Source organism: Aurantimonas sp. Leaf443 (assembly GCF_001425575.1).
Taxonomy (GTDB): domain Bacteria; phylum Pseudomonadota; class Alphaproteobacteria; order Rhizobiales; family Rhizobiaceae; genus Leaf443.
Map to the genome: position 1 here is coordinate 519,333 of NZ_LMRD01000001.1, position 26,733 is coordinate 546,065.

The window sequence follows — 26,733 nt, forward strand, 5'->3', positions numbered from 1 at the left end:
GGCCTTGGCGGATGAGCGACTTTCCTTGCCCACCCGAGGCAGGCGACGACGGCGCCAGCGATCATCTGCCCGGGCGCGCCATCCCGACCACGGCGCTGGCCAGCACGCATGGCGGCCGCGTCGATCTCCCCTCGCTCGCCGGCCGCACGGTGCTCTTCGTCTTTCCCTCGCCTGGCGACGCCGCTTCGCAGGGGCTCGGCGATGCGATCGCGGCCGCGCCCGTTTCGCAGACCGGCGGCTTCCGCGATGCCTATGCCGAGTTGCGGGGGCTTGCGATCTCGCAGGTCTACGGTCTCTCCTCCAGTCCCCTGCCGGACCTTGTCGAAACCGCCCGCCGCCTTCACCTGCCCTTCGCCCTTCTCTCCGACGAGGACGGCGCCCTGCAGGCGGCGCTCGACCTGCCGCAATTCGAGAGGGACGGGGCGCTGCATCTTCGCCGGATCAGCCTGATCTTCGAGGCGGGCCGTATCTCCAAGGTCTTCTACCCGGTCCTCGCGCCCGCCGGGAATGTCGAGGAGATCCTCGCCTATCTGCGCGAGGCCTGAGGGCCCGTCCCATCCCGCGAGCGCAGGTGCGCCGCGGCGGCCCGGAAGACGTCGCGGAACATCTCGGGCGTCAGCACGCCCGTGTTCGTGTTGTAGCGCGAGCAATGATAGCTCGAGAACAGGCGCAGGGCCCCGACGTCGTGCGCCCCGCCATGCGAGAAGGGCACGCTCGAAAGCTTCGCCCCGAGCGCGCGCACGGTGGAATCGTGGGCGATGCGCCCGAGCGTGACCACGGCCTGAAGCTCCGGCAGGCTCGCCAGCGTCGCCGCGAGATAGGTCCGGCAGGTGTTGATCTCGGCGCCGACCGGCTTGTTCTGGGGCGGCACGCAGCGCACCGCGTTGGTCACGGCCGCCCCGGTCAGCGTCAGCCCGTCGTCGGGCCGCGCGGCGAACGTGCCGCGGGAGAAGCCGAATTCGTCGAGCGTCGCATAGAGAAGGTCGCCGGCGAAGTCGCCGGTGAAGGGGCGCCCGGTGCGGTTGGCGCCGCGCACCCCGGGCGCCAGGCCCACCACGAGAAGGCGCACGGCCTCGCGTCCTCCCTCCGGCAGGAACGTCTCCACCGGCGCGTTGTGCCAGTCCGGCTCCCGCGCGCGCCACTCCTCGCGGAAGGCGACGAGGCGCGGGCAGAGCGGGCAGTCGCGCGGCGCTTCGGGCGTCCGGGCTGCGGCTGGGGTCGGCATGGCGGCGCTCAGAGGTCCTCGTCGCCTTCGGCCACGGCCTCCACCCGCCGCGCGAGGCGCGCCTCGCGCTCGGCCGGGCTGCGGCCGATCTCGGTCTTCAGCGTGGCGAGTTCGATGAAATGGTCGGCCTGGCGGCGCAGATCGTCGGAGATCATCGGCGGCTGGGTCGTCAGCGTGGAGACGACCGAGACCTTGCGCCCGCGCCGCTGCAGCGCCTCCACCAGCGAGCGGAAGTCGCCGTCGCCGGAGAACAGGACATAGTGGTCGACGGTCTCGGTCAGCTCCATGGCGTCCACCGCGAGCTCGATGTCCATGTTGCCCTTGATCTTGCGCCGGCCGGTCGGGTCGGTGAACTCGCGCGCCGGCTTCGTCACCACGCGGTAGCCGTTATAGTCCAGCCAGTCGATGAGCGGACGGATGGAGGAATATTCCTGATCCTCGATCAGGGCCGTGTAGTAATAGGCGCGCAGGAGATAAGCCCGGCTTTGGAAATGCGTCAGAAGGCGCTTGTAGTCGATGTCGAAGCCGAGGCTGCGGGAGGTGGCGTAAAGATTTGCCCCATCGATGAACAGGGCAATCTTCTCGCGTTGGTCGAACATGATGCGCGCTTTCTCTTAAAAATTGTATGCCTGTCGATAAATGGACAATAGAACAAAGATGCGGCCGGTCCAAACAGCGCTCCGTCCGTGAAGCGCGACCCTAGTCAGTCGCCGGACCGAAGCCAATCGCTATTTGCCTCGGGGCCCCGCGCGGAGGCGGCGGGGCCGGGCGGCGATGTGGCCCTTGCGCGGCGCTTTCACTTGTGCCAGCCGGCCCGACGCGCTATCAGCAGCACTTGATCCCCTCCGGAACGGCATTACAGGAGACAGGCAATGGCCCGCGTCACCGTCGAAGACTGCGTCGATAAGGTCGAAAACCGCTTCGAGCTCGTGCTTCTGGCGAGCCATCGGGCCCGCCAGATCAGCCAGGGCCAGGCCATCACCGTCGATCGCGACAACGACAAGAACCCGGTCGTCGCGCTGCGCGAGATCGCCGACGAGACCCTGTCTCCCGGCGACCTCAAGGAAGACCTGATCCACTCGCTGCAGAAGCATGTCGAGGTCGACGAGCCCGAGGCGCCCGCCTCCGCGCCGAGCATCCCGCAGACCGCCGCCGCCCCCGGCGCCCTCGTCGCCGCCGACGAGGACGACGACCAGCCGGTCTCGTTCGACCGCATGTCGGAGGAGGAACTCCTGGCCGGCATCGAGGGCCTCGTGGCGCCCGAGAAGACGGAAGATTATTGATCCCTTCGCGCCGGCCAACCCTTTCGGTGCCGGCGGTTTAGGACCTATATGGAAGGGCGTTCCGCGATCGCGGGACGCCCTTTTCCTTGAATGATCGATGCCCCCGTGACGGTCGACCGTCGATGATGCGACAATACGAACTCGTCGAGAAGGTCGCGGCCTACAAGCCCGATCTCGACGAAGCGCTCCTCAACCGCGCCTATGTCTACGCCATGCAGAAGCACGGCGCGCAGAAGCGTGCCTCGGGCGATCCGTACTTCTCCCACCCGCTCGAGGTCGCCGCGATCCTGACGGGCATGCATCTGGACGAGGCCACGATCGCCGTCGCGCTCCTGCACGATACGATCGAGGACACGGACGCCACGCGCAAGGAGATCGACCAGCTCTTCGGCCAGAAGATCGGTCAGCTCGTCGAGGGCCTGACCAAGCTGAAGCGCCTCGACCTCGTGTCGAGAAAGGCCGCGCAGGCCGAGAACCTGCGCAAGCTGCTCCTGGCCATCGCCGACGACATCCGCGTCCTTCTCGTCAAGCTCGCCGACCGCCTCCACAACATGCGCACGCTCGGCCCCATGGCGCCCGAGAAGCGGGCGCGCATCGCGCAGGAGACGATGGACATCTATGCGCCGCTCGCCGGGCGCATGGGCATGCAGGACATGCGCGAGGAGCTGGAAGACCTCGCCTTCCGCCACACCAATCTCGAAGCCTACGAGACGATCGTCTCGCGCCTGAAGGAACTCGGCGACCGCCAGGCCGGCAACATCCTGCGCATCGAGACCGACCTCACCGAGCGCCTGCGCGAGGCCGGCATCGAGGCCAAAGTCTCTGGCCGGCAGAAGAAGCCCTATTCGGTCTTCTCCAAGATGCAGCGCAAGGCGCTCTCGCTGGAGCAGCTCTCCGACATCTTCGGCTTCCGCGTGATCGTGCCGACCGAGGAGAAGTGCTACGCCACGCTCGGGATCGTCCACCGGACCTGGCCGATGGTGCCAGGCCGCTTCAAGGACTACATCTCCACCCCGAAGCAGAACGACTACCGCTCGCTCCACACGACCGTCGTCGGCCCCTCGCGCCAGCGCGTGGAGATGCAGATCCGCACGCAGGCCATGCACGAGATCGCCGAATACGGCGTCGCCGTCCACGCCGTCTACAAGGACGCCTCGCGCGATGCCGGCGCCAAGGCCTATCTCTCCAAGGATTCCAACGCCTACGGCTGGCTGCGGCGCACGATCGAGCTCCTGGCGGAAGGCGACAACCCGGAAGAGTTCCTGGAACATACCAAGCTCGAGCTCTTCCAGGATCAGGTCTTCTGCTTCACCCCGAAGGGCCGGCTGATCGCCCTGCCGCGCGGCGCGACGCCCATCGACTTCGCCTATGCCGTCCACACCGATGTCGGCGACACCTGCATCGGCTGCAAGATCGACGGCCGCGTCATGCCCGTCGTCACCGAACTGTCGAACGGCGACGAGGTGGAGATCGTGCGCGCCAAGGGCTCGACGCCGCCGCAGGCCTGGGAATCGATCGCCGTCACCGGCAAGGCGCGCTCGGCCATCCGCCGCGCCGCCCGCGCCTCCATCCGGCGTCAATATTCCGGCCTCGGCCAGCAGATCCTGGAGCGCACCTTCCAGCGCTCTGGCAAGACCTTCTCGCGCGAGGCGCTGAAGGCGCTGCTCGCCAAGCTCGGCCAGAAGGAGATCGAGGACGCGCTCGCCGCCGTTGGCCGCGGCGAGCTGATGCCGTCCGACGTCCTGAAGGCCGCCTATCCCGACTATCAGGACAGCCGCGTCACCAAGGCCGACCCGCGCCAGGAACAGGACGGCTGGTTCAATCTGGGCACCGCCGCCGGCATGATCTTCCGCGTGCCCGGCCTTGCCCGTCCGAGCGGGGAGCCGAGCGCCAACGCCATCCCCATCCGCGGCGTCGGCGACGACATGGCCGTGCAGTTCGGCCCGGACGGCGCCGTGCCCGGAGACCGGATCGTCGGCATCGTGGAGCCGGGCAAGGGCATCACCATCTATCCCATCCAGTCGCCGGCGCTGAACGACTTCGACGAGCATCCCGACCGCTGGGTCGACGTGCGCTGGGATATCGACGCGGCCATGAGCGAGCGCTTTCCCGCCAAGATCGCCATCGCCGCGGTGAACCAGCCGGGCTCGCTGGCCGAGATCGCCGAGACGATCGCGGCCAACGACGCCAATATCCACAACCTCTCCATGGTCGCCACCGCCCCGGACGTGACGAAGATGGTGCTGGAGCTGGAGGTCTGGGACCTGCAGCACCTGAACCAGACCCTGAAGCAGCTGCGCGGCAAGGCCTGCGTCTCGGAAGTCAGCCGCGTCAACGGCTGAGAGTTGCGGCATCGCGCGCCGCGCTTTAACGAGGGGCGCTTCCCGGGCCCGGGCGGCGACAGGCGAGGGGACGCGCGATGACGACCGAGGACGTGCTGGACATCTTCCGCAAGGCGGGCGCCTATCTGGAAGGGCATTTCATCCTCACCTCCGGCCGGCGCTCCAAGGTCTTCCTGCAGAAGGCCCGCGTCTTCATGCATGCCGACGCGACCGAGACGCTCTGCCGCGCGCTCGCCGAGCGCATCCGGCAGGAGGTCGATGGCCCCGTCGACTACGTCGTCGGTCCGGCCGTCGGCGGCCTCATCCCCGCCTACGAGACCTCGCGGCACCTCAAGGTGCCGGCCATCTGGGTGGAGCGCGAGAACGGCACGTTCCGCCTGCGCCGCTTCGAGATCGAGCCGGGCGCGCGCGTCGTCATCGTCGAGGACATCGTCACCACCGGCCTTTCCATCCGCGAGACCATCACCTGCATGGAGGCGCTCGGGGCGCGCGTTCTCGCCGCCGCCTGCATCGTCGACCGCTCGGCCGGCAAGGTGGATGTCGGCGTGCCGCTCATCGCGCTCGCGCAATACGAGGTGGCCTCCTACGACCCGGCCGACCTTCCGCCGGAACTGGCCGCGATCCCGCCCGTCAAGCCGGGCAGCCGCTCGCTCTGACCGCGCTGGGCGACGCCGCAAGATCGCGGCGGCGCGCTTGCCGGGCCGGGGACCGCTTGCCTATCTTGGGGAAGGGCTTGCACAATCTCCCGCGCGGCGCGAAACGGGAGCGCGGCGCTGCGGCGGCGCGAGAGACCCGAGGACCCGAATGCTGTTTGCCCGGCGCCTGAAGCCGACGCTCTCCCAGAAGCTGCGCACCGCGCTTTGGCCGCGGCGCTCCTTCGCGCGCTCGCTGCGCTATTTCGCCAAGCGCGTGCTGCGCCTGCGCGCCTCGCCGCACGCCATCGCCGCCGGATTCGCGGCGGGCGCCTTCGCGGCCTTCACCCCGCTCATCGGCTTCCACTTCCTCCTCGCCTTCGCCATCGCCTATTGCGTGGCCGGCAACATGGCCTCCGCCGCGCTCGGCACCATGCTCGGCAACCCGCTGACGCTGCCGCTGATCTGGGGCGCGACCTACGAGGTCGGCGACTATCTCCTCAACGCCAACGCGATCGATGGCAATCCGCCCGAGGGGCTCGCGCACGCGCTGGAGCACCGGGACTTCGCGGCGATCTGGAAGCCGGTGCTCGAACCCATGCTCGTCGGCTCCATCCCGCTCGGCCTCGGCGTCGCAGCCCTCGCCTATGCCGGCATCTTCCTCGCCGCGCGCAGCTTCCAGGCGCGCCGCGTGAGGCAGGTTGCCGCGCGCCAGGGCCCGTCCGCTCCGCTGCCGGCGGGAGGCGCCTCGTGATCGTCGGCATCGGCAGCGACCTCATCGACATCCGCCGCGTCGCCCGCACGCTGGAACGCCACGGCGAGCGCTTCACGACCCGCGTCTATACCGAGATCGAGCGTCGCAAGTCCGACCGGCGCGCCCAGCGCGCGGCCTCCTACGCCAAGCGCTTCGCCGCCAAGGAGGCCTGCGCCAAGGCGCTCGGCACCGGGCTCAGCCAAGGCGTGTTCTGGCGCGACATGGGCGTCGTGAACCTGCCGAGCGGGGCGCCGACGATGCGCCTGACGGGCGGGGCGGCGCTGCGCCTGCAGGCGATCCTGCCGCCCGGCCACGAGGCGCGCATCCATCTGACGATCACCGACGACGATCCGCTGGCGCAGGCCTTCGTCATCATCGAGGCCGTGCCGCTCGCGACGGCCCCGCCAGTTTGATCGCGGCGCAGCATTGCCCCGTTTCGGGGAAGCCGTTAGAACGCGCGCAAGACGGCTCCCGGGGAGCCGCGAGACCGTCAAGGGCACAGAATGGTTGACCGGGCCGAGCGCGAGGAAAAGGGCGGGATCGGCGAGACGATCAAGGTCGTCGTCCAGGCATTGCTCCTGGCGCTGGTCATCCGCACCGTCCTCTTCCAGCCGTTCTCGATCCCGTCGGGCTCGATGATGCCGACGCTGCTCGTCGGCGACTATCTCTTCGTGTCCAAGTGGAGCTACGGCTTCTCCAAGTATTCCATTCCCTTCTCGCCGCCGATCTTCGACGGCCGCATCCTCGCCTCCGATCCGACGCGCGGCGACATCGTCGTCTTCCGCAAGCCCAACGAGGTCGAGGTCGACTATATCAAGCGCCTCGTCGGGCTGCCGGGCGACCGGGTGCAGATGCGCGGCGGCGTCCTCTCCATCAACGGCGTCGCCGTGCCGCGCGAGGCGGCGGGGACGTTCGAGGCCGAGGACGGCACGCAGGTGCCGCAGTTCCGCGAGACCCTGCCCAACGGCGTCTCCTACCTGACGCTGGATCTCGCCACCGATTCCGCCGGCGACAATACCCGCGAGTTCGTGGTGCCGCCCGGCCACTATTTCATGATGGGCGACAATCGCGACAATTCGCTCGACAGCCGTTTCGACGTCGGCTTCGTGCCCTTCGAGAATCTCGTCGGCAAGGCGCAGGTGATCTTCTTCTCCATCGAGAACGATTCCTCGCCGCTGGAGATCTGGAACTGGCCGACGGAACTGCGCCCGAGCCGTCTCCTCACGTGGCTCGGTTGAAGGCCGACAGGTCCCTCGAGGAACTCGAGCGCCGCCTCGGCCTGACGTTCCGCGACAGGACGCGTTTCGAACGGGCGATGACCCATGCGAGCCTCCGGGCCTCGGGCGGGGCGTCGAGCTACGAGCGGCTGGAGTTCCTGGGCGACCGCGTGCTCGGCCTCGTCGTCGCCGAGAAGCTCTTCGAGATGTTTCCCAAGGCCGACGAGGGCGACCTCTCGCTGCGCTTCAACGCGCTGGTCAGCGCCGACACCTGCGCCGAGATCGCCGACGAACTGGCGCTGCACGAGTTCATCCGCCACGGCGGCGACCTCAAGCGGCTGAAGGGCGAGCGCACGCGCAACATCCGCGCCGATGTCGTGGAATCGCTGATCGCGGCCATCTACCTCGAAGGCGGACTGGACGCGGCGCGCGGTTTCGTTCTGAAATACTGGGCGGGCCGGCTCGCCACCGCCGCCTCCGCCCGGCGCGATCCCAAGACCGCGCTGCAGGAATGGGCCCATACGCTGGGCACCGCGACACCGCGCTACGAGATCGTCGGCCGCGAGGGCCCCGATCACGACCCGACCTTCACCGTGCGGGTGACGATCCCCGAGCGCGAGGCCGGCGAAGGGCGAGGGCGCTCGCGCCGGCTCGCCGAGCAGGAAGCGGCGACCGAAGTGCTTCGGCGCGAGAAAGTTTGGAAGGACGAGGATTGAGCGACGAGACCCCCCGCGACGAGACCGGACACGACCTGGCGCCGCGCGATGAGACGGCGGGCGCCGCTGCGGGCGAGGGCACCCGGGCGGGCTTCGCCGCGCTTCTGGGCGCGCCGAACGCGGGCAAGTCGACGCTCGTCAACCAGCTCGTCGGCACCAAGGTCTCGATCGTCACGCACAAGGTGCAGACGACCCGGGCGCTGGTGCGCGGCATCGCCATCCGCGACCGCACGCAGATCGTCTTCGTCGACACGCCCGGCGTCTTCGAACCCAGGCGCCGGCTCGACCGCGCCATGGTCAAGACCGCCTGGTCCGGCGCGCGCGACGCCGACATCGTGCTCGCCATCGTCGATGCCGAGCGCGGTCTCGGGCCCGACGTCGACACGATCCTGACCCGGCTCGCCGACATGCGCCAGCCGCGCGTCCTCCTCCTCAACAAGGTGGACCGCATCAAGCGCGACACGCTGCTCGGCCTCACCAAGGAGATCACCGAGCGCCTGCCCTTCGAGCGCGTCTTCATGATCTCGGCGCTGACGGGCTCGGGCTGCGACGACCTGATGGACTATCTCGCCGGCGCCCTGCCGGAGAACCCCTGGTACTACCCGGAAGACCAGATCTCCGATCTCCCGCTGCGCCAGCTCGCCGCCGAGATCACCCGCGAGAAGCTCTATCTGCGGCTCCACGAGGAACTGCCCTATTCGAGCCATGTCGAGACCGAGCTCTGGCAGGCGCGGCCCGACGGCTCGGTGCGCATCGAGCAGACGATCTATGTCGAGCGCGACAGCCAGAAGGCGATCGTCCTCGGCCACAAGGGTGCGACCATCAAGGCCATCGGCCAAGCCGCGCGCCAGGAGATCATCGAGGCGGCCGAGACCAACGTCCATCTCTTCCTCTTCGTGAAGGTGCGCGACAATTGGGGCGACGATCCCGAGCGCTATCGCGAGATGGGTCTCGACTTCTCGCGCTGACGCGTCTCGCACTGGCGGGCCGGCGCGCCTGCGCCATCTCGATGGAACGACCGGGCGCGACTCCATCGCCGCCCGTCATCCGGACGCCCGTTCCATGAGCCGATCTCTTTCGCGACGTCACGGGATGCGCCATGGAATGGCGTGAGGCCGCCATCGTCCTCGGCTTTCGCCGCCACGGCGAGACGAGCGTCATCGCCGAGGTGATGACGCGCGAGCGCGGCCGCCATCTCGGCATCGTGCGCGGCGGGCGCTCGCGCAAGCAGCAGCCGGTTCTCCAGCCCGGCAACGGCGTTGAGGTGAACTGGCGCGCCCGGCTCGACGAGCAGATGGGCACCTTCACCGTCGAGCCGCTCGCCATGCGCGCCGCCCGGCTGATGGAGACGGCGGCGGGACTGAACGCCATCCAGGCCGTCGCCAGCCATCTGCGTCTCCTGCCCGAGCGCGATCCCCATCCAAGGCTCTACGACGCGCTGGAGGCCATGGCCGATCATCTCGGCGATCCGCTGACGGCGGGCGAACTCGTGCTGCGTTTCGAGCTGGCGCTTCTGGAGGAGCTCGGCGTCGGCCTCGATCTCACGCGCTGCGCGGCGACGGGCACGGCGAAGGATCTCGCCTACGTCTCCCCGAAGACCGGCCGGGCCGTCGGCCGCGGGCCCGGAGAGCCGTGGCGCGACAAGCTCTTCGCCCTGCCGCCCTTTCTCCTCGACGAGACGCACCGGCCGGACGCCGGCGAACTCGGTTCCGCCTTCGCCATGACCGGCTTCTTCCTCTTCCGCCATGTCTACGAGCCGCGCGGGCTGACGGCGCCGGTCTCGCGGGCTGGGCTCCTTCATGCGGTGGAGCGCGCCGGCGCCGAGATCTGAGCCGTCAGGCCGGCTGGGCGAGGGGCGCGGCCGGCGCCTCGCGGATGGGCCAGTTCACGACGGCCGCGAACACGCCCATCGCCACGCCCAGCCACCACACGACGTCGTAGGAGCCCGTCGTCTGGTAGAGCACCCCGCCCAGCCAGACGCCGAGGAACGAGCCGATCTGGTGGGAGAAGAAGACGAGGCCGCCGAGGAGGCCGAGATAGCGCGTGCCGAACATGATGGCGACGAGCGCGTTCGTCGGCGGCACGGTGGAGAGCCAGAGGATGCCCATCACCGCCGAGAAGAGGACGACGCTCGTCGGCGAGATCGGCGTCAGCAGGAAGAGCGTCACGGCGAGCGAGCGGCCGAGATAGATGAAGGCGAGCATGTGCGGCTTGGAATGGCGCTGGCCGAGAATGCCCGAGCCGAGCGAGCCGATGATGTTGAAGAAGCCGATCAGCGCCAGCGCGATCACCGCATAGGCGGGCGCGAGCCCCTTGTCGGCGAGATAGGCCGGGAAATGCGCCGTGATGAACGCCACCTGGAAGCCGCAGACGAAGAAGCCGGAGGTGAGGAGGAGATAGCTCTTCGTGGCGAAGGCCTGCGAGAGCGCGGCGCCCATCGTCTGCTGGATCTCGCTCGTCAGATCGCGCCGGGGCGTCGCCTCGCTGCGCAGCGCATAGGCGAGGAGCGGTACGAGGAGCATCAGCCCGGAGAGAATCAGGAGCGAGTCCGACCAGCCGTGGCGCTCGATCAGCGCCTGGCTGAGCGGCGCGAAGACGAACATGCCGGCCGAGCCCGCCGCCGTGCCGAGCCCGAAGACGAAGGAGCGCTTCTCCGCCGTCACGCGCCGCGCGAAGGCGGCGAGCACGATGCCGAACGAGCCCGCCGCCACGCCGAGGCCGACGAGGACGCCCGCGCCCATCGACAGGAAGAAGGGCGTCGGCGCCACGGCGGTGAGGGCAAGGCCCGCGGCGTAGATCAGACCGGAGAGAACCAGGACCTTGGCCGTGCCGAACCGGTCGGCGATGGCGCCGAAGATCGGTTGCCCCGCGCCCCAGAAGAGATTCTGCAAGGCGATGGCGAGGGCGAAGTCCTGCCGGCTCCAGTCCTTGTCGGCGAGCATCGGCAGCTGGAAGAAGCCGATCGCCGAACGCGGGCCGAAGGTGAGGAGCGCGATGAGGCACCCCGCCACGATCGCGCCCCACGCGATCGATCCGGCGCCGGTCCCGGCCTGCCTTGTCGTATCCATGCCCGTTCCCTTCCTCTGCGCATTGCACAGTACAGGCGGGGCTGCGGTGTCCAAACGACTTTTGTTGATCGCAGAGATCGCGTTCGCGAATGCCGGACGGCCTCCGGCGGGTCCGGGGGGGCGTCGCGCCCTGCGGATATGGCCGAAGCCTCGTCCGGCACGCGAATCGCCTGATGCTTCAGTCCAGGACGAGCGGCAGCACGAAGGGCGTGCCGGAAAAGGCGTCGGCGCCGCGCCCGATCGAGCGGATCGCCGCGACCATCCGGCCCTCGCGCCCGAGCTTCTCGTCGGCGAGGGAGACGAGCCGCGGATTCGGCGTCGCCGAGGGGCTGCGCTGGCGCAGCTCCTGCGCCAGCGCCATCTCGTCCAACTCGGGATTGATCGCCAGCGCCAGGATATAGGCCGCCGCCGTCGAACGGCTGATTCCCGCCCAGCAATGGACGACGAGCGGTCTCTCCCGATCCCAGCGTTCGCCGAAGGCGAGGAGGCGGTCGAGATGCTCGACACCCGGCGCGGTCATGCCCTCCATCGGTTCGGCAATGTCGTTGACACCGATGAAGAGATGGCGTTCGGCGGCGACGCTCGCCGGACGGTTCACCACCGTGTCGGCGTTGATGAGCGTGACGATGTCGAGCGCGCCATGGGTCTCGACGGTGGCGGGAAGGTCGGCGAGGGAGGAGACGACGAGATAGGTCATGGCGTCATTCTAGGGCGGCGGCCATGCGAAGGGCAGTCGTCCGCATGCCGATCGGCATCGCAATTTTCGCGGCCTTCGCGCGGTGGTCAGGACCGTGCGGCGCGAAGCGCCGTCGCGACGGGTGCACGGGCGCCGACCGCCGCGTCGAGATCCCGGAACCGCGCGAGGAAGGCGCGGCCGACCTCGGCGGTCGCCATCGGCGCGAAGGCCTGCGAATCGACGAGGCCGTCCGGGGCCTTGCCGAAGAGCGCCGTCGCCTCGGCGGACGAGAAACCCGCCAGGAGCACGGCCTCGTGATGGGCCGAGACGCGGTCGGCCGCCTTCAGGAGCTTCTCCACCGCCGGCGCCAGCGCGCCCGGCAGGCCGAATCGCATGTGGATCGCGGCCTGGAGCCGCTTCTCGACACGCTTGTAGTCGCCGCCCATCACGCTCTTGAAGGGCGAGATCATGTCGCCGATCACGTATTCCGGCCCGTCGTGGAGCAGCGCGGCGAGGCGCCAGCGCGGATCGGGCTCGCTCGCCGCGACGATGCGCTCCACGATCAGCGAATGCTGCGCGACGGAGAAAGCGTGGTCGCCGCGCGTCTGGCCGTTCCAGCGCGCCACGCGCGCGAGCCCGTGGGCGATGTCCTCGATCTCGATGTCGAGCGGGGAAGGGTCGAGGAGGTCGAGCCGCCGGCCGGACAGCATGCGCTGCCAGACGCGCGGCGGCTTCTCGGGCGCGCGGCTCATGCGAGCGCGTCCGAGCCTTCGGCCTCGGTCGGCAGCGCGTAGCCCGCCCAGGGCGGAATCGTCGCCGTCAGCGGCACGCCGTCCGCCGCGATGGTCTCGCCGGCGGACAGCGCCTCGGCGAGACGGTCGATGCGCACCAGCGCGAACCCGTCCGCGCCCGTCGCGGCGAGGAGGGTGCCGAGCGTGCGCGCCCCCGCGCTCACCACGGCGCCGGGCGTCAGGTGCCGCTCGGCCGAGACGAGCACGAGGCGCCGGCGCGCCGTGCCGCGATGCTGCATGCGCGAGACCACTTCCTGCCCGACGAAGCAGCCCTTGCGGAAGGAGACGCCGCCATTCTGGTCGAGCAGCACGTCGTGCGGGAACATCTCGGCGGGCGGGAAGTCGCTGACCGCCTCGGCGATGCCGGCCCGCACCCGGCGCGCTTCGAAGGCCTCGGCACCGGCCTCCTCGCCCCCGGCGGGCGCGTCGCCATATTGCCGCCCGACGCGTTCGCCGACGAATCGCCGGTCGGCGAGCCATGGCCCGTCCTCGTCCCAGACCGCGAAGACGGCCTCCTCGTCGGGGGCGATCGTCACCTTGGCGCGCAGCTTGTAGAGCGTCAGACGCTTCTGGAGGTCGGCGCGGGCCTCGCGGGCCACGTCCACCCGAAACCCGTCCTCGCAGCGGCTGAGAAGGAAGTCGAAGAGGATCTTGCCCTGCGGGCTGAGAAGCGCCGCCGGGCGCGCCTCGCCTTGCTGCAACCGGTCGAGATCGGCCGTGACGAGTGTCTGCAGGAAGGTCTCGGCATCCGCGCCCGTCACTCGCAGGAGGGCGCGCGCCGGCAGGCGGGCATAGGGCATGGTCGCACTCGCTTGTCGTGGAACTCGGTCCCGGAACCGGACGGCCCGTCAGTCGCCGGCGACGAAGAATTCCAGCTTGCCGTCCGGCGAGAGGCCGACGCGGTAGAAATTGTAGGCGCCGAATTCCTTCATCGCCTCGTAGTCGCCGGCCGTCACGATCTTGAAGAGCTCGACCTTCTGGCGGTTTGTCAGCGTCTCCAGGGAAACTTGCGTGAAATAGGGCCAGACGAAGATCTCGTCCGGCGTGCCCTTCTCGGCCACCGTATGGCCGGCCTCCAGAACTTCGAGGAGGATCGCGAGCGTCTCGACGCCCTCGCCGTCGCCCGAGATCGACTTCAGGAAGGCGATCGGGTCCTCCGGCGTCTCGCCGAAGCTGAGCACCGTGCCCTCCTCGCCGGTGCGCAGATAGGGCTTCAGCGCCTCGATCTCGCCGGTGCGCGCGATCTCCATCAGCTTGTCGCGCAGGGCGACGACGGGGCCGGGCAGGCCGTCCGAGCCGTAGAAGATCTCGGCCGGCGCGCTAGCCTGAGCGGCGGCTTCGTCCTCGGCCTGTTCGGGCTCGGGCGCCGCGCCCGTCAGGTCGCGGATGGAGGCGGGCGGCGTCCGTTGCGGCTGGTCGGGCCCCTGAGCCGGCGCAGCCTCGGCCGGCACCGGCGGCAGGGTGCCGGCGGGCGCCGCGGGATCGGCGGCGGGGGTCTCCTCGGCCTCACTCGTCGGTGCGGCGCCGGAGCCGGTGAGCGGGGGCAGCGGCACCTGCAGGATGCCCTCGCGGGGCACGGTCTCGTTGTCCTTGCCGCCGAACTGCGAGAAGGCATGCGCGCCGCCGGCCCATGACGACAGGATCAGCGCGGACAGGAGTGTGACGCGGGCAGTCGAGCGAAGCGTCGGCACGGACGGATCCTCCGTTGCGAAGCGCGGACGCGGACCCGTTCCTCCGGCGCGCGGAGCGGTTGGGCCTGGGCGTTGCGAAAGGCGGCGAGCGCCTATTGAAGCGAGCGGTCCGAGCAGAACTCGCCGAACTCGATGCGCCTGCGAAGGCCTTCCACCATGGCGATGACGTCGGCCTCGCCCTGCAGGCGGATCAGTTCGGTCAGCGCCGTCGAGATCGCCGTCTCGGCGAGGATCTCCGCCTCGATGCCGTCCGAGATCCCGTCCGCCCAGGCTTCGCTATGGTATTCGAAGGCGACCTGCTTCTTCTCGGCCTGGATCATCTCGTCCAGTTCGGCGCCCTGCAAATCGACCATTCCGACATCCTTTCAAACTGCGCCTTGCGGCTTCACGCGCCGTTAAGGTCCTATCACGAACGAGGGCGCTTCGGGGCCGTCGTTTCGCGAACCGTTAACGGATGGTTAATTTCCGTATCGCCCGGCGATTTCCCGCGCCAGTGTAGCGCCTTCGCTCTGGTAGCGGTTCACCGCCAGGCGCGCGGAGGGTGTGCATTTGCGGTAGGTCGACTCGAAGGCGCGGTAGCCGCCGTTGAAACTCGCCACCAGTCGCCGCCGGTCCGTATCGTTCGGCTTCTGCGCCTCGAGAAGCGCGCTCATCCTGTCGCGCCAGAGGTCGGCCTGCGGATCGCCGCAGAGCTTGCGCAGGAAATGCACCGAGCCCAGGATCGACGAGAGGCGCCCGAGCGGCCCGAGATAGGGCGGGGCGACGGTCGGCGTCTCGACGGCCGGCTCCACGCTCTCCTGCGCCGGGGCCTCCTTGGCCTTGTCCTGCGCGCTCGCACCCGGTCCTGCGCCGAGCGCGCCGGCCACGAGGCACAAGGCGAGGAGAAACCGTTTCGATGACATGAGCCGAAGGTCCGCCCTCGTTAATACATTTGCAAGGGTCTCTTGCGCCGCAGCGGCCGTTCTCGCTGCGTTGCGCTCTTATCGCAACATCCCCGCGTCAGACAGGCCGTCCGGCACGAAGGCTCGCGCCCGACGGCCCGTCAGCCCATCGCCGCGAGGCAGGCGGCTGCCGCGCGGACGGTGTCGGAGAGCCCCTGCGTCGTGCGGCCCGCGCGGTCGAGGGCGGCAAGCTGCGCCAGGCCGGCAAAGCGGAGGGACGCCGCATCGTCGCCCGCGACGGGGTCGGCCTGCGCCGCGAGTCGGGCGGCGAAGACCGCGATGACGACATGCAGGCCCTGCGCCGCGTCGATCGCCTCGTGGAACCGCACGAAGCAGGGCGCCGCGACGTCGAGCCCCGTTTCCTCCAGCACCTCGCGCGCCACGCCACCCGCGAGGCTCTCGCCGAACTCCACCCGCCCGCCCGGCAGGCTGAGAAGGCCGGCGAAGGGCGCGCGGCCGCGTTCGACGAGGAGAACCGTGTCGTCCCGGAACAGGGCGATGGAGACGCCGAGAAGCGGCCTGCGGTCGGTCGTCACGCGGCGTTCCTCCTGTCACCTTTGTCCCGCGCGCCGGGGCCGCGCTTGACAGGACGGCGCGCCATGGCCTGAAGCAGGGGGCATGTGCGGACGCTTCACCCTTGCCGCCTCTCCGGAGGACATCGCCCGGCTCTTTGATCTCGCCAGTATCGAGAGCTTTCCGCCGCGCTACAATATCGCGCCGACGCAGCCGATCCTTCTTGTCCTCGGCGGCCGCGAGGCGCGGCCGGAGACGGCGGTGGACGGCCGCCACGCGATGCTCGCCCGCTGGGGCCTCATTCCGTCCTGGCTGCGCGACACGCGCGGTTTCCCGCTTCTGTTCAACGCCCGTTCCGAGACGGTCGCCACGAAGAACGCCTTCCGCGCCGCCCTGCGGCACCGGCGCTGCCTCGTGCCCGCCAGCGGCTTCTACGAATGGTGCAAGGAGGGGAGGAAGAGCCGTCCCTATTTGGTGAAGCCCGTCTCCGGCCGTCCCTTCGCCTTCGCCGGGCTGATGGAGACGGCCCACGGCGCCGATGGCGGCGAGGTGGACACGGCGACCATCCTGACGACGGCGGCCAGCGCGGATCTGGCCGCGATCCACGAGCGCATGCCCCTCGTCGTCGAGGAGGGCGACTACGAGCGCTGGCTGGACTGCCGGACCTTCGAGCCGCGGGAGGTCGGCGACCTCCTGTCGCCCCGGCGCGCCGGCTTCTTCGAGGCGGTGGAGATCGACGATCGCGTCAACAAGGCCGCCTATACCGCACCCGACCTGCAGGCGCCGTCGCGACCGGCCGGCGAAGCGTCGTCCCCCGGCGCGCGCCGCCCCGGGACCGTCGCCCGTGCACCATCGGCGCAGGGCAGCCTGTTCGACGACTGAGGCTCGGACGTCTCGCGGCGAGACGGTCCGCCGGTCCGCGACGGTCGAGCCTCGCGGCATGATGGAGGCGAAAAGGGTCAGCCCCGGTCGCCCGTTCGTCTCGGCAGTCCCCGCCTGGGAAGGCCTCGGATCGGCCTCCCGGTTCCGGCACGGTCTCGCGCGCCACGTCTCCCGCCGGACCGGCGGAAGGCTGCGGGCGCGTCCCTGTCGTCCTCGCGGACTACTCCGCTGCGACGAGCGTCTGCTCGGTGTGGATCATCTTGTCCTTGCGTGCGCTGCGGCAAGCATTGCTCGCAGCTGCGATCGCCGAAATACCGATGTCGCGGTAGTTCTTGACCAGCATCACTTCCTTTTCGCGCTCGCGCTTCGAGCGGAACGCCGGCGTTTCACTGTGCATCGTATGTCATCCATAAGACTGTTGGCGGCCTATCTGGGCGCCTGATTACGTCAGATTAGCGGCAACACCTAACCGCTTGTTAAACACGAAATCTTTCACTTTCGATCACTTCGTGTGCGTTGCATGCGAGTCACACTGCAACCCGGCCCGGGCCGCGAAGGCATCTCCGCCGAAAAAGAGGGCGCCTGCGGCGAAAAGGTGGCGCGCGGCGCCGGGGCTCGCGCCATGGTGAAGGAAGGGTTTCGTTTGTCTTCGTCCCGCCGCGACGCTAGGTGCATCCGCAGGTCGGCGACGCTTCGGGAGAGCTTTGGATCATGGACGACGGGTTTCGCGGGCTGACGCTCATGAACACGCTCAGCCGGGCGAAGGAGCCGTTCCGGCCGCGCGACTGGCGCGACGGCGCGGTCGCCGAGGACGACAAGCGCGTGCGCATGTATGTCTGCGGGCCGACCGTCTACGACTTCGCCCATATCGGCAACGCGCGGCCCGTCATCGTCTTCGACGTCCTGTTCCGGCTCCTGCGCCATCTCTACGGCTCGGAGCGCGTGACCTACGTGCGCAACGTCACCGACGTCGACGACAAGATCAACGCCCGCGCCGCCCGCGACCATCCCGGCCTGCCGCTGAACGAGGCCATCGCCAAGGTCACGGCCGAGACCGCGCGCCAGTTCTTCCAGGACGCGGCCGAACTCGGCTGCCTGCCGCCCACCCACGAGCCGCGCGCCACCGACTACGTGACCGGCCGGCCGGGGCAGGACATGGTCTCGATGATCGAGACGCTGATCGCGCGCGGCAACGCCTATGTCGCGGGCGGCGAGGTGCTGTTCTCCGTCTCCTCGATGCCCGATTACGGCCAGCTCTCCAGGCGCCGGCTGGAGGAGCAGCAGGCCGGCGCGCGCGTGGCGGTGGAGGCGCACAAGCGCGACCCCGCCGACTTCGTGCTGTGGAAGCTGTCGGCCGAGAACGAGCCGGGCTGGGACAGCCCCTGGGGCCGCGGGCGCCCCGGCTGGCACATCGAGTGCTCGGCCATGAGCGGCGCGCTCCTGGGGCCGACCTTCGACATCCATGGCGGCGGGCTCGACCTCATCTTCCCCCATCACGAGAACGAGATCGCCCAGTCGCGCTGCGCCCACGGCACGCAGGTCATGGCCGAGGTCTGGCTGCACAACGGCTTCGTGCAGGTCGAGGGGCGCAAGATGTCGAAGTCGGAGGGCAACTTCGTCACCATCCACGATCTCCTGCAGACCGAGACCTTCCACGGCCGCCGCTGGCCGGGCGAGGTGCTGCGCCTCGCGATGCTGATGACGCATTATCGCGAGCCGATCGATTTCACTTCCAAGCGCCTCGAGGAGGCGGCGGACATGCTGGCGAGTCTGCGTCGCGCCGTGGTGGGCGCGACCCCCACCCGGCCGAGCCAGGCCTTCGTGGACGCCTGGTGCGACGATCTCAACGGCTCGGCCGCCTTCGCCGAGATGCATGCGCTGCGCCGCTCCGATCCCGGTTCGCTCTTCGCCTGCGCCAGACTGATCGGCCTCGATCTCGAGCCTGCGCGCGACCGCGACGAGGGCATCGACGTCGCCGAGGTGGAGGCGGCCATCGCGCGCCGCCTCGCGCTCCTGCGCGAGAAGGACTTTTCCGCCGCGGACGGCCTGCGGGCCGAACTCCTCGCCAAGGGCGTGCGGCTCAAGGACGGGCGCGACCCGGCGACCGGCGAGCGCGTGACGACCTGGGAGCGCGCGTGATGGGCCGGCCGGCCGCCGGACGCGCGTCGGCGGGCGGCCGGTCGTGAGCGAGAGCGCCTATCGCCGCCCCTATCCGGCCCTGGCGCCCTACGCCACCGGGCGCCTCGCGGTGGGGGAGGGTCACGAGCTCTTCTACGAGCTCTGCGGCAATCCGCAGGGGCGTCCCGCGGTCTTCCTGCATGGCGGGCCGGGAAGCGGGGCGGGCATCCACCATCGCCGGCTCTTCGATCCCGCGATCTGGAACGTCTGCCTGTTCGACCAGCGCGGCTGCGGGCGCTCCACGCCGCTCGGCAGTCTGGAGGCCAACACGACCTGGCACCTCGTCGCCGACCTGGAACGCCTGCGACTTCATCTCGGCTTCCCGTCCTGGCTGCTCTTCGGCGGCTCCTGGGGCGCCACGCTCGCGCTGGCCTACGGGCAGGCGCATCCCTCGCGCGTCGACGGCATGGTCCTGCGCGGCATCTTCAGCGGCCGGCGCCAAGAGCTCGACTGGTTCTACCGCGACGGCGCCAACCGCCTCTTCCCCGACCGCTGGGAGCGCTTCGTCTCCGTGCTGGAGTCGCACGAGCGCGGCGACGTCGTGGCCGCCTTCCACCGCCGCCTGACCGATCCGGACCGGGCGGTGCGCGCGCGCGCGGCGCGCGCCTGGACCGACTGGGAGGCGGCGACCGTGACGCTGCGCACGCCCGCCCAGGCCCGCGAGGAGAACGCCTATGCGGACGCGCAGGCGAGCGACGCGATCATCGCCTTCGCCCGGATCGAGAACCACTATTTCTCGCATTCGCTCTGGCTGGAGGAGGGGCAGCTCGTCGACGCCGTGCCGCGCCTCTCGGACATCCCCGCCATCATCGTGCAGGGCCGCTACGACGTGGTCACGCCCGCCGCCACCGCCTATGCCATCGCCGCGCGCTGGCCGCGCGCGGACCTGAGGATCGTGGAGGCGGCCGGCCATGCCTTCGCCGAACCCGGCATCCTGCACGAGCTTCTGGAGGCGACCGACCGCTTCGGCGCGGGCTGGCGCGACTGACGCGCCGCGCCATCTTCGTGGCGATCCCGTTCCAGCCGTTCGAAGGAGGACGACGATGGCAGACCTCACCGGCGGATGCCAATGCGGCGCGGTGCGCTTTCGCGTCGAGGGCGAGACGGGCGCTCCGTCCATCTGCCATTGCCGCATGTGCCAGAAGGCCTTCGGCGCCTTCTACGCCCCGCTCGTCGGCGTGACGTCCGGCCTCGTCTGGACGAAGCGCGAGCCGAGCCGCTTCCGATCCTCCAACCACGTCCTGCGCGGGTTCTGCGAGATGTGCGGCACGCCGCTCACCTACGAGGCGCCGGACGGGATCGCGCTGGCCATCGGCGCCTTCGACGACCCGTCGCGCCTGGCGCCCGCCATCCAGTACGGCATCGAGGGCAAGCTGCCTTTCGTCGATGCGCTGGCGGCCCTGCCGACGCGTTCCACCGCTGCCGACGTGCCCGAGGTTCGCTATCTCGCCGACATCGTCTCCTGCCAGCACGGCGATGCGCCGGGGCCGGACGAGGCCTGAGCCGCCCTGCGCCCCGGCACCGCGGGTCTCACGGCCGGAACCGGTCCGTCTCGGCGATGAGGCGATCGAGGATGCCCGGCTCCGAATAGGCGTGGCCGGCCCCTTCCACGAGGTGGAAGGCGGCGTCCGGCCAGGCCTTGTGCAGCTGCCAGGCGTAGTGGGCGGGGCAGGGCATGTCGTAGCGCCCGTGCACGATGGCGCCGGGAATGCCCGCCAGCCGGCCGGCGTCGCGCAGGAGCTGGCCCTCCTCCAGCCAGCCGCCATGGCTGAAATAGTGGTTCTCGATCCGCGCGAAGGCGAGCGCGAAGCGGTCCTCGGCAAAGCTCGTGGAGAGTTCGGCGCTCGGCAGGAGCGTGATCGTCTCTCCCTCCCAGACGCTCCAGGCGCGCGCCGCCTCGATGCGCACCGCCTCGTCCTCGCCCGTCAGGCGACGGCGATAGGCCGCGATCATGTCGCCGCGTTCTTCCGGCGGGATCGGCGCCTGGAAGCGCTCCCATTTCTCCGGGAACATCTGCGACACGCCGAACTGATAGTACCAGTCGAGTTCCGCGCGGCTCAGCGTGTAGACGCCGCGCAGGATCAGCGCCGAGACGCGTTCGGGATGGGTCTGCGCGTAGGCCAGCGCCAGCGTCGAGCCCCAGGAGCCGCCGAAGACGAGCCAGGTCTTCGCGCCCGCCCTCTCGCGCAGCCGCTCGATGTCGGCGACGAGATGCCAGGTCGTGTTGGCCTCGAGCCCGGCATGCGGGGTGGAGCGCCCGCAGCCGCGCTGGTCGAAGAGCGTCACGTCGTAGACGGCGGGATCGAAGAGCCGGCGGTGATCGTCCGAGAAGCCGCCGCCGGGTCCGCCATGCAGGAACACCGCCGGCTTTCCGCCCGGCGTGCCGGAGCGCTCGTAGTAGAGTCTGTGCCCGTCGCCGACCTCCAGCATCCCGCTCTCGTAGGGGGCGATCGGCGGATAGAGCGTGCGAAGCGTCATGGCGGGTCCTTCCGGGTCTCGAAGAGCCGACGCGTTCTCGCGCCGCCGGCTCGGGGCAAGGCGAAGAATGGCGGCACGACGGTTTCGCCGGTTGCCGCGATGCGGTAGACGGGCCCGATCCGACCTTCAGCCGAGCCGATCCCGATGCCCATCGCCGAATCCGACGCGCGCCGGGGCTTCGCCTATGCCCTCGTCGCCTTTCTGATCTGGGGCATCGTCTTTCCGATCTACATGAAGACGCTCGACCATGTCTCGCCCATGGAGATCGTCGCCCACCGCGTTCTGTGGGCCATTCCGGTGGCCATGGCGATCCTGTGGTGGCAGGGGCTTCTCGCCGGCATGGCGCGCCATTTCGCCGACCCGCGCACGCTGGGTCTCGCCACGCTCGCCGCCACGCTCATCACCGTGAACTGGGGCGTCTACGTCTATGCGATCGTCTCCGGCCAGGCGCTGGAATCGGCGCTCGGCTACTACATCAACCCGCTCGTCAACATCGCGCTCGGCGCCATCGTCCTGCGCGAGCGTCCGAACGCGCTGCAATGGGCGGCGATCGGGCTCGCCCTTCTCGGCGTCCTCGCGCTCACCCTGCAGACCGGCGGCCTGCCATGGATCTCGCTGGTGCTGCCGCTGAGCTTCGGCACCTATGGCCTGCTGCGCAAGCTCGTGCCGCTCGGGGCGACGCAGGGCTTCTTCATGGAAGTGGCGATCCTGGCGCTGCCCGCCGCCGCCTGCCTCGCCTTCGTGCCGGGCACCGGCGCCTTCCTCGCCGATCCCGGCGAGACATGGCTCCTGGTCGGCTCGGGGCCGCTGACGGCGGTGCCGCTGATCCTCTTCGCCGCCGGAGCGCGTCTCCTGCGCTATTCGACCATCGGGATCATGCAATATATCGTGCCGACGGGCATCGCGGCGACGGCGATCTTCGTCTTCGGACAGCCGCTGACGGGCGCGCAGGCCGTCGCCTTCGCCTTCATCCTCGCGGCCCTTGCGCTCTACACGGTCGCGCTCGTGCGGGCCGACCGGGCCGCCACGCGGGCGCGCCGGCTGGACGAAGCGGCCCCGCTCGCCTGAAGGGCGTCGGCGGCCCTCTCCGTCAGAGGCGTTCGATGATCTCGGCGCGGCCGGCGTCGGCGCTCTCGACGAAGCTGCGCTGCAGGCTCGGCACGATGTCCTCCACGCGATCGACGACGATCGGGCGCACCTGATGGGCGGTGTGCAGGAAGCCTTCGGCCGTCATGTGCTCGAAGAGCGCCGAGAGCGGCTCCCAGAAGCCGCCGATGCTGGCGATGACGACGGGCTTGGCGTGGCGGCCGAGCTGGCTCCAGGTCAGGATCTCGACGAGTTCCTCCAGCGTGCCGATGCCGCCGGGCAGCGCCACGAAGGCGTCGGCCCGCTCGAACATCAGATGCTTGCGCTGGTGCATGTCCTCGGTGACGACGAGTTCGTCGAGCCGCTTCAGCTCGCTCTCGGTCGCCTCCATGTCGATGAGGAAGCGCGGGATGATGCCGGTGACGGCGCCGCCGCCCTCGATGACGCCGTCGGACACCGCGCCCATGATGCCGCGCGTGCCGCCCCCATAGATGAGGCGCATGCCGCCGGCGGCGAGCGCGTGGCCGAGCGTGCGGCCGCTTTCGACATAGACGGGATCGCGGCCGGCGGACGAGCCGCAATAGACGCAGACGGAACGAATCGAACTCATGGATGCCAAGGTCCGACGTCGCGGCGGCGAGGTCAAGGCATGCCGCATGCCCGCGGCGCTCTTGCGCCGGGACCGGCGAGAGGGGCGTCGCGCCGGCTAGAGCGTTTTCCGATCAGTCTGCGTCATAGCCTGCGGCTTTGAAGTAGTTGGCGCATTCGGCGGGCTGGAAGAGCGGGACGAGGGTGCCGACGGCTTGCCAGAGCGCCTCAACCGTTCGCTCGGCCTTGGCCCGCACGAGGGCTTTCAGCTTGGAGAAGGCCATCTCGATCGGATTGAAGTCGGGGCTGTAGGGCGGCAGGAAGCGCAAGGACGCACCCGCCGCTTCAATGGCCGCCCGCACGCTCTCGGCCTTGTGGGCCGGAAGGTTGTCCATCACGACGATGTCGCCGGGCGAGAGCGTAGGCACCAGGACCTGCTCGACATAGGCCCGGAACGCGACGCCGTTCATCGGACCATCGAGCACCATGGGCGCGCTCATGCCCGTCAGGCGCAGAGCGCCGGTGAACGTTGTCGTCTTCCAATGGCCGTGTGGCACGCTCGACCGGCACCGCTCCCCTCGCGGTGCCCGGCCGTAGCGCCGTGCCATCTTCGTCGACAGGCTGGTCTCATCGATGAAAACGAGCTTGGCAGGATCGAGATCGAGTTGTGCTTCGAACCAGGCCTGCCGCCGCTTCAAAAGGTCCGGGCGCTCCTGCTCGCTTGCATGCGCGGTCTTTTTTTCCACGTCAGCCCGTGCCGGTCGAAGAAGCGCCAGAGCGTGCCGATGCCGACCTTCAGCCCGCGCTCCTCGGCCAGGCGACGCTGCATCTCGTGCAGCGTGATGTCGTCCTTGCCATCCACCAAACTCTGAAGGAACTCCGCCTCCGCCTCGATGCGGCCCGAGCGCCGATCACCGCCCAGCGGCAGCGGATCGCTTCGGCCCGCCCGGTCCTGCGCGCGCCAGCGCACCGCCGTTGCAATCGCGATCCCAAACCGCCCTGCCGCCGCATGCGTCGAGGCACCATCACGCATCGCCTGCAAAACCCGGTGCCGAAGATCGATCGACAATGCTCTGGCCATTCCTGCCTCCCTTCCGATCGCCGAAGGGAATCACGAATGACGCCTAGACTCTACCCGGCCGGAAAACGCTCTAGAGGACGCCCGGAAACTCCCGGTCGATCGCCGCGAGCGTCTGTTCGCGCCAGCGCGCGCCGCGCTCCGAGCGCGGGGTGCGGATCTCGTAGACGCCGCGCACGCGCGCCGGACGCTTCGTGAGGAAGACGATGCGGTCGGCGAGATCGACCGCCTCGCGCAGGTTGTGCGTCACCATCAGCGCCGTCGTCGGACGGGCGGACCAGACGGTGACGAGAAGGCCGCGCAGCCGCCCCGCCGTCTCCTCGTCGAGCGAGACGAAGGGCTCGTCGAGAAGGAGGAGCGAGGGCTGGATGGCGAAGGCCCGCGCCAGCGCGGCGCGGCGCGCAAGGCCGAGCGACAGTTCGCCGGGATAGCGCGCCGCCATTTCCGATAGACCGAGCGTCTGGAAGAGCGGCTTGAGGTCGAGGCCGGAGAGGTCGGCGGGAAGCGCCAGGCGCACGTTCTCCTCCACCGTGCGCCAGGGCAGGAGCCGGGGCTCCTGGAACACGGCGGCGACGCGCCCGTCCGCGACCGGCAGTCTCACATGGCCCGTGAAGTCCGGTTCCAGCCCGAGCACGATGCGCAGCGTCGTCGTCTTGCCGCAGCCCGACGGGCCGATGAGCGCGGTGAAGCTGCGCGCCGGCGAGGCGAAGCTGAGGCCCTCCACGGCCGGCACGAGCGTTCCGTCGGCGGCGCGATAGACCTTGGCGGTGATGTCGATCTCAAGCGGCCCTTCGGCGCCAGCGGGTGGAACGGGCTTCGAACGGTTGGACAAGGACGAACTCGATCAGGAGCATCACGGCGACGAAGGCCAGCGTGTAGGCGAGGATGGCGGCGACGTCGAAGAGCTGGAAATAGAGATGGATCTGGAAGCCGACACCGTTGGAGCGGCCGAGAAGCTCCACGACGAGGGCGATCTTCCAGATGAGCGACAGGCCGGAGCGCGAGGCGGCGGCGAAATAGGGCTGCAGCTGCGGCAGCGTGACGTGGCGCAGCGTGCGGGAAAAGCCGAAGCGGTAGACCTTCGCCATCTCCGCAAGGCCCGGATCGAGCGCCCGGGCGCCCTCGCGCAGCGTCACCACCACGTTCGGGATCTTGTTCACCGCGATCGCCCCGATGGCGGCCGCCTCGTTCAGCCCGAACCAGATATAGGCGAGCACGATCACCACCAGCGCCGGCACGTTGAGGAAGAGGATCAGCCAGGGGTCGAAGATCCGGTCCGCGCGCCGGTTGGAACCGAGCCAGATGCCGAGGGCGGAGCCGATCGCCATGGCGAGCACGAAGGCAGCGGCGACGCGCAGGAGCGTCATGCCCAGATGGAAGAAGAGCTCTCCCGTCGCCGCGTCGCGCAGGAACGCTTCGGCGACGGCGGGCGGCGCCGGCAGCGTCCGGCTCTGCGCGACCACCGCCGCGATCCACCAGAGCGCGAGGAGGACGAGGAGCGAGACGAGCGTGGCGGCCGGCGCGCCGCCGCGCGAGGGCGCGCGCCGTCCGTCCGCCGCCTCAGCCGCCATTCGCCGCGCCCATCCAGTAGGTGCCCTCGGCCATCGTTCGGCCGGGCCCCACGAGCCGCTCGCCGCCGATCCGCGCCAGGACCTCGTAGAGGGCTGCGGCATCGGCCTCTTCGGCAGCGGCGTCGCGCGTCGGGATGCCGTCGCGATAGCGCGCGCGCAGCGTCTGGAAGGTCTTCTCGTCCTCCGCCTTCATCAGCGGCTTCAGCGCCTCGAAGGCGGCGTCCGAGGTCTTCAGCAGCGCCTTGGTGGCGCGGTCGGCCTCCCGGAAGCCCTCGATGGCGCCGGGATGCTCGCGCGCGAAGCTCTCGCGGAACACCCAGCCGATGGCCGCGACCGGCGCCTTGGCGCCCATGGCGAGCGCGGCCTCGGTGCCCGAGACGAGGCTGCGGAAGCCCGCCGCCTCGAGCCGCGCGGCGTAGTGCCAGTAGTTGAGGACGGCGTCGAGCTCGCCGCTGCGGGCCTTCTCCATGAGGAGCGGCGGCGCGCCGTAGACGATCTCGGCCTCGCTCGCGAGATCGATCCCCGCCCGGTCCTTCGCATGGGCCTGCACGAGCAGCCAGTTCTTGTCGAGCGGCCCGCCCGCGACGCCGATCTTCTTGCCCTTGAGGTCGCCGAGCGCGCGCACCGGACTGTCGGCGGCGACCATCAGCGAGCCGACGGAGGTGGAATAGGGCATGAACGTGTAGTCGGTCCCGGCCTCGCGCTCGCGCGAGACCCAGAGCCAGTCGGAAACGATCATGTCGACGCTGCCGGCCTGGAGCGCGACGTTGGACGCGTCCTCGCCGGCGAAGGGCACGATCTCGACCTCGACGCCGGCCTTCGCGTCCAGCCCCTCGCGCGTCATCGCGTCGAGTTCCCAGTTCACGGTGCCGTATTTCAGTACGCCGACGCGGATCGTCTCGGCGGCCGAGGCCGCGCCGAGCGCGACGACCATCGTCGCGACGCAGAGCGCCGTGCGAAAGAGCCTCATTCCGGCGATCCTCCCAAATCAACCTTCGTGGTGCCACCCGGGGCCAGCCTATA

The 26,733-nt window shown here is 69.8% G+C and carries 32 protein-coding genes; 15 read left to right on the forward strand and 17 right to left on the reverse strand.

All coding sequences use genetic code 11. The annotated features are described in order from the left end of the window. Positions 1-11 precede the first annotated feature (11 nt). Positions 12-545: a redoxin family protein gene (locus tag ASG48_RS02280; RefSeq protein WP_055844524.1), complete on the forward strand. Its 534-nt coding sequence runs from the start codon at positions 12-14 to the stop codon at positions 543-545. On the opposite strand, the gene ASG48_RS02285 is transcribed toward ASG48_RS02280, so the two are convergent. Both ASG48_RS02285 and ASG48_RS02290 read right to left on the reverse strand, forming a co-directional pair. Then, entirely contained in the window at positions 527-1,225 is a 699-nt protein-coding gene (locus ASG48_RS02285; protein WP_055844528.1) for a uracil-DNA glycosylase, read from the reverse strand. The two genes, ASG48_RS02280 and ASG48_RS02285, sit on opposite strands and share 19 nt — an antisense overlap. A gap of 8 nt (positions 1,226-1,233) precedes the next feature. Then, positions 1,234-1,824, reverse strand: coding sequence for an NYN domain-containing protein (locus tag ASG48_RS02290; RefSeq protein ID WP_055844531.1), 591 nt, complete (start codon positions 1,822-1,824; stop codon positions 1,234-1,236). A 273-nt stretch (positions 1,825-2,097) separates the two neighbouring features. Between ASG48_RS02290 and rpoZ the strand changes: the two genes are divergently transcribed. From rpoZ to recO, 9 genes are all read left to right on the forward strand, one after another. Then, positions 2,098-2,508, forward strand: coding sequence for a DNA-directed RNA polymerase subunit omega (gene rpoZ / locus ASG48_RS02295; protein WP_055844534.1), 411 nt, complete (start codon positions 2,098-2,100; stop codon positions 2,506-2,508). A 122-nt stretch (positions 2,509-2,630) separates the two neighbouring features. Beyond that, the gene (locus ASG48_RS02300; RefSeq protein ID WP_055844538.1) at positions 2,631-4,850 is read left to right on the forward strand and encodes a bifunctional (p)ppGpp synthetase/guanosine-3',5'-bis(diphosphate) 3'-pyrophosphohydrolase; all 2,220 of its coding nucleotides are present in this window, start codon (positions 2,631-2,633) and stop codon (positions 4,848-4,850) included. Between the two features lie 77 nt (positions 4,851-4,927). Then, positions 4,928-5,506 (forward strand): orotate phosphoribosyltransferase, encoded by a 579-nt coding sequence (pyrE, locus tag ASG48_RS02305; protein ID WP_055844542.1) that lies wholly within the window; start codon positions 4,928-4,930, stop codon positions 5,504-5,506. A 148-nt stretch (positions 5,507-5,654) separates the two neighbouring features. Beyond that, the gene (locus ASG48_RS02310) at positions 5,655-6,236 is read left to right on the forward strand and encodes a DUF2062 domain-containing protein (protein ID WP_055844544.1); all 582 of its coding nucleotides are present in this window, start codon (positions 5,655-5,657) and stop codon (positions 6,234-6,236) included. After that, positions 6,233-6,649, forward strand: coding sequence for a holo-ACP synthase (gene acpS / locus ASG48_RS02315; protein WP_055844547.1), 417 nt, complete (start codon positions 6,233-6,235; stop codon positions 6,647-6,649). The genes ASG48_RS02310 and acpS overlap by 4 nt, the downstream gene beginning before the upstream one ends. Positions 6,650-6,739: 90 nt before the next feature. After that, positions 6,740-7,474: a signal peptidase I gene (gene lepB / locus ASG48_RS02320; protein ID WP_055844549.1), complete on the forward strand. Its 735-nt coding sequence runs from the start codon at positions 6,740-6,742 to the stop codon at positions 7,472-7,474. Then, entirely contained in the window at positions 7,462-8,169 is a 708-nt protein-coding gene (rnc, locus tag ASG48_RS02325) for a ribonuclease III (protein WP_055844552.1), read from the forward strand. Before lepB ends, rnc begins: the two co-directional genes overlap by 13 nt. A gap of 35 nt (positions 8,170-8,204) precedes the next feature. Continuing rightward, positions 8,205-9,137, forward strand: a complete 933-nt coding sequence (gene era, locus ASG48_RS02330; protein WP_055845403.1) for a GTPase Era — start codon at positions 8,205-8,207, stop codon at positions 9,135-9,137. Positions 9,138-9,268: 131 nt separating this feature from the next. After that, the gene (gene recO / locus ASG48_RS02335) at positions 9,269-10,000 is read left to right on the forward strand and encodes a DNA repair protein RecO (protein WP_055844557.1); all 732 of its coding nucleotides are present in this window, start codon (positions 9,269-9,271) and stop codon (positions 9,998-10,000) included. Positions 10,001-10,004: 4 nt separating this feature from the next. Here the strand turns inward: recO and ASG48_RS02340 are convergent, their stop codons facing one another. From ASG48_RS02340 to ASG48_RS02375, 8 genes are all read right to left on the reverse strand, one after another. Continuing rightward, a complete protein-coding gene (locus ASG48_RS02340; RefSeq protein WP_055844560.1) occupies positions 10,005-11,237 on the reverse strand; it encodes an MFS transporter in 1,233 nt (410 codons plus the stop codon). A 178-nt stretch (positions 11,238-11,415) separates the two neighbouring features. Beyond that, positions 11,416-11,934 (reverse strand): hypothetical protein, encoded by a 519-nt coding sequence (locus tag ASG48_RS02345; protein ID WP_055844561.1) that lies wholly within the window; start codon positions 11,932-11,934, stop codon positions 11,416-11,418. An 86-nt stretch (positions 11,935-12,020) separates the two neighbouring features. Then, the gene (locus ASG48_RS02350; protein ID WP_055844566.1) at positions 12,021-12,665 is read right to left on the reverse strand and encodes an HD family hydrolase; all 645 of its coding nucleotides are present in this window, start codon (positions 12,663-12,665) and stop codon (positions 12,021-12,023) included. Next, positions 12,662-13,504, reverse strand: a complete 843-nt coding sequence (locus ASG48_RS02355; protein ID WP_055844569.1) for a folate-binding protein YgfZ — start codon at positions 13,502-13,504, stop codon at positions 12,662-12,664. Before ASG48_RS02355 ends, ASG48_RS02350 begins: the two co-directional genes overlap by 4 nt. A gap of 48 nt (positions 13,505-13,552) precedes the next feature. Beyond that, on the reverse strand, positions 13,553-14,395 hold the full coding sequence (locus tag ASG48_RS02360) for a hypothetical protein (RefSeq protein ID WP_055844572.1): 843 nt from the start codon (positions 14,393-14,395) through the stop codon (positions 13,553-13,555). Positions 14,396-14,487: 92 nt separating this feature from the next. Then, positions 14,488-14,748 (reverse strand): hypothetical protein, encoded by a 261-nt coding sequence (locus tag ASG48_RS02365; RefSeq protein ID WP_055844575.1) that lies wholly within the window; start codon positions 14,746-14,748, stop codon positions 14,488-14,490. Between the two features lie 105 nt (positions 14,749-14,853). Then, entirely contained in the window at positions 14,854-15,297 is a 444-nt protein-coding gene (locus ASG48_RS02370) for a TIGR02301 family protein (protein ID WP_082529174.1), read from the reverse strand. A 140-nt stretch (positions 15,298-15,437) separates the two neighbouring features. Further along, on the reverse strand, positions 15,438-15,872 hold the full coding sequence (locus ASG48_RS02375) for an NUDIX domain-containing protein (RefSeq protein ID WP_055844578.1): 435 nt from the start codon (positions 15,870-15,872) through the stop codon (positions 15,438-15,440). An 82-nt stretch (positions 15,873-15,954) separates the two neighbouring features. Here ASG48_RS02375 and ASG48_RS02380 point away from each other — a divergent pair, with 82 nt between their 5' ends. After that, entirely contained in the window at positions 15,955-16,731 is a 777-nt protein-coding gene (locus ASG48_RS02380) for an SOS response-associated peptidase (protein ID WP_055844581.1), read from the forward strand. 220 nt (positions 16,732-16,951) lie between these two features. Here the strand turns inward: ASG48_RS02380 and ASG48_RS18115 are convergent, their stop codons facing one another. Next, positions 16,952-17,128 (reverse strand): hypothetical protein, encoded by a 177-nt coding sequence (locus ASG48_RS18115; RefSeq protein WP_156381405.1) that lies wholly within the window; start codon positions 17,126-17,128, stop codon positions 16,952-16,954. 314 nt (positions 17,129-17,442) lie between these two features. Here ASG48_RS18115 and cysS point away from each other — a divergent pair, with 314 nt between their 5' ends. Genes cysS through ASG48_RS02395 form a run of 3 tightly spaced genes read left to right on the forward strand, consistent with a single transcriptional unit; the run spans position 17,443 to position 20,411 of the window. Then, the gene (gene cysS / locus ASG48_RS02385) at positions 17,443-18,870 is read left to right on the forward strand and encodes a cysteine--tRNA ligase (RefSeq protein ID WP_055844583.1); all 1,428 of its coding nucleotides are present in this window, start codon (positions 17,443-17,445) and stop codon (positions 18,868-18,870) included. Between the two features lie 43 nt (positions 18,871-18,913). Further along, complete coding sequence (gene pip / locus ASG48_RS02390) at positions 18,914-19,897, forward strand: prolyl aminopeptidase (protein ID WP_055844588.1); 984 nt, start codon at positions 18,914-18,916, stop codon at positions 19,895-19,897. Between the two features lie 55 nt (positions 19,898-19,952). Continuing rightward, entirely contained in the window at positions 19,953-20,411 is a 459-nt protein-coding gene (locus ASG48_RS02395; RefSeq protein ID WP_055844592.1) for a GFA family protein, read from the forward strand. Positions 20,412-20,439: 28 nt separating this feature from the next. Here the strand turns inward: ASG48_RS02395 and pip (ASG48_RS02400) are convergent, their stop codons facing one another. Then, positions 20,440-21,387: a prolyl aminopeptidase gene (gene pip / locus ASG48_RS02400; RefSeq protein WP_055844594.1), complete on the reverse strand. Its 948-nt coding sequence runs from the start codon at positions 21,385-21,387 to the stop codon at positions 20,440-20,442. Positions 21,388-21,531: 144 nt separating this feature from the next. On the opposite strand from pip (ASG48_RS02400), the gene rarD reads away from it, so the two are divergent. Further along, positions 21,532-22,455 (forward strand): EamA family transporter RarD, encoded by a 924-nt coding sequence (rarD, locus tag ASG48_RS02405; RefSeq protein WP_055844597.1) that lies wholly within the window; start codon positions 21,532-21,534, stop codon positions 22,453-22,455. A 22-nt stretch (positions 22,456-22,477) separates the two neighbouring features. On the opposite strand, the gene ASG48_RS02410 is transcribed toward rarD, so the two are convergent. The 5 genes from ASG48_RS02410 to ASG48_RS02435 form a co-directional block, all read right to left on the reverse strand. Continuing rightward, on the reverse strand, positions 22,478-23,083 hold the full coding sequence (locus tag ASG48_RS02410) for a TIGR00730 family Rossman fold protein (RefSeq protein WP_055844599.1): 606 nt from the start codon (positions 23,081-23,083) through the stop codon (positions 22,478-22,480). Between the two features lie 112 nt (positions 23,084-23,195). Continuing rightward, positions 23,196-24,142, reverse strand: a protein-coding gene (locus ASG48_RS17785) for an IS630 family transposase (RefSeq protein WP_244486702.1) whose coding sequence is annotated in 2 segments (ribosomal slippage) — positions 23,196-23,803 and positions 23,803-24,142 — 948 coding nt in all. Because the reading frame shifts where the segments join, the coding sequence is not laid out codon by codon here. Between the two features lie 70 nt (positions 24,143-24,212). After that, entirely contained in the window at positions 24,213-24,971 is a 759-nt protein-coding gene (locus ASG48_RS02425) for an ATP-binding cassette domain-containing protein (RefSeq protein WP_055844608.1), read from the reverse strand. Next, entirely contained in the window at positions 24,919-25,710 is a 792-nt protein-coding gene (locus tag ASG48_RS02430; protein WP_082529175.1) for an ABC transporter permease, read from the reverse strand. The genes ASG48_RS02425 and ASG48_RS02430 overlap by 53 nt, the downstream gene beginning before the upstream one ends. After that, a complete protein-coding gene (locus tag ASG48_RS02435) occupies positions 25,700-26,680 on the reverse strand; it encodes a transporter substrate-binding domain-containing protein (RefSeq protein WP_055844610.1) in 981 nt (326 codons plus the stop codon). Before ASG48_RS02435 ends, ASG48_RS02430 begins: the two co-directional genes overlap by 11 nt. Positions 26,681-26,733: the final 53 nt, after the last annotated feature.

Coding starts and splice junctions, on each gene's coding strand:
- ASG48_RS02430 (WP_082529175.1), bottom strand. CDS start 25,710: ATGGCGGCTGAGGCGGCGGACGGACGGCGCGCGCCCTCGCGCGGCGGC.
- rarD (WP_055844597.1), top strand. CDS start 21,532: ATGCCCATCGCCGAATCCGACGCGCGCCGGGGCTTCGCCTATGCCCTC.
- ASG48_RS02410 (WP_055844599.1), bottom strand. CDS start 23,083: ATGAGTTCGATTCGTTCCGTCTGCGTCTATTGCGGCTCGTCCGCCGGC.
- pip (WP_055844594.1), bottom strand. CDS start 21,387: ATGACGCTTCGCACGCTCTATCCGCCGATCGCCCCCTACGAGAGCGGG.
- pyrE (WP_055844542.1), top strand. CDS start 4,928: ATGACGACCGAGGACGTGCTGGACATCTTCCGCAAGGCGGGCGCCTAT.
- rpoZ (WP_055844534.1), top strand. CDS start 2,098: ATGGCCCGCGTCACCGTCGAAGACTGCGTCGATAAGGTCGAAAACCGC.
- ASG48_RS02370 (WP_082529174.1), bottom strand. CDS start 15,297: ATGTCATCGAAACGGTTTCTCCTCGCCTTGTGCCTCGTGGCCGGCGCG.
- ASG48_RS02435 (WP_055844610.1), bottom strand. CDS start 26,680: ATGAGGCTCTTTCGCACGGCGCTCTGCGTCGCGACGATGGTCGTCGCG.
- ASG48_RS02310 (WP_055844544.1), top strand. CDS start 5,655: ATGCTGTTTGCCCGGCGCCTGAAGCCGACGCTCTCCCAGAAGCTGCGC.
- recO (WP_055844557.1), top strand. CDS start 9,269: ATGGAATGGCGTGAGGCCGCCATCGTCCTCGGCTTTCGCCGCCACGGC.
- ASG48_RS02380 (WP_055844581.1), top strand. CDS start 15,955: ATGTGCGGACGCTTCACCCTTGCCGCCTCTCCGGAGGACATCGCCCGG.
- ASG48_RS02350 (WP_055844566.1), bottom strand. CDS start 12,665: ATGAGCCGCGCGCCCGAGAAGCCGCCGCGCGTCTGGCAGCGCATGCTG.
- ASG48_RS02365 (WP_055844575.1), bottom strand. CDS start 14,748: ATGGTCGATTTGCAGGGCGCCGAACTGGACGAGATGATCCAGGCCGAG.
- cysS (WP_055844583.1), top strand. CDS start 17,443: ATGGACGACGGGTTTCGCGGGCTGACGCTCATGAACACGCTCAGCCGG.
- ASG48_RS02395 (WP_055844592.1), top strand. CDS start 19,953: ATGGCAGACCTCACCGGCGGATGCCAATGCGGCGCGGTGCGCTTTCGC.
- ASG48_RS02285 (WP_055844528.1), bottom strand. CDS start 1,225: ATGCCGACCCCAGCCGCAGCCCGGACGCCCGAAGCGCCGCGCGACTGC.
- ASG48_RS02290 (WP_055844531.1), bottom strand. CDS start 1,824: ATGTTCGACCAACGCGAGAAGATTGCCCTGTTCATCGATGGGGCAAAT.
- ASG48_RS02355 (WP_055844569.1), bottom strand. CDS start 13,504: ATGCCCTATGCCCGCCTGCCGGCGCGCGCCCTCCTGCGAGTGACGGGC.
- lepB (WP_055844549.1), top strand. CDS start 6,740: ATGGTTGACCGGGCCGAGCGCGAGGAAAAGGGCGGGATCGGCGAGACG.
- ASG48_RS02340 (WP_055844560.1), bottom strand. CDS start 11,237: ATGGATACGACAAGGCAGGCCGGGACCGGCGCCGGATCGATCGCGTGG.
- ASG48_RS02345 (WP_055844561.1), bottom strand. CDS start 11,934: ATGACCTATCTCGTCGTCTCCTCCCTCGCCGACCTTCCCGCCACCGTC.
- ASG48_RS02300 (WP_055844538.1), top strand. CDS start 2,631: ATGATGCGACAATACGAACTCGTCGAGAAGGTCGCGGCCTACAAGCCC.
- ASG48_RS02280 (WP_055844524.1), top strand. CDS start 12: ATGAGCGACTTTCCTTGCCCACCCGAGGCAGGCGACGACGGCGCCAGC.
- ASG48_RS18115 (WP_156381405.1), bottom strand. CDS start 17,128: ATGCACAGTGAAACGCCGGCGTTCCGCTCGAAGCGCGAGCGCGAAAAG.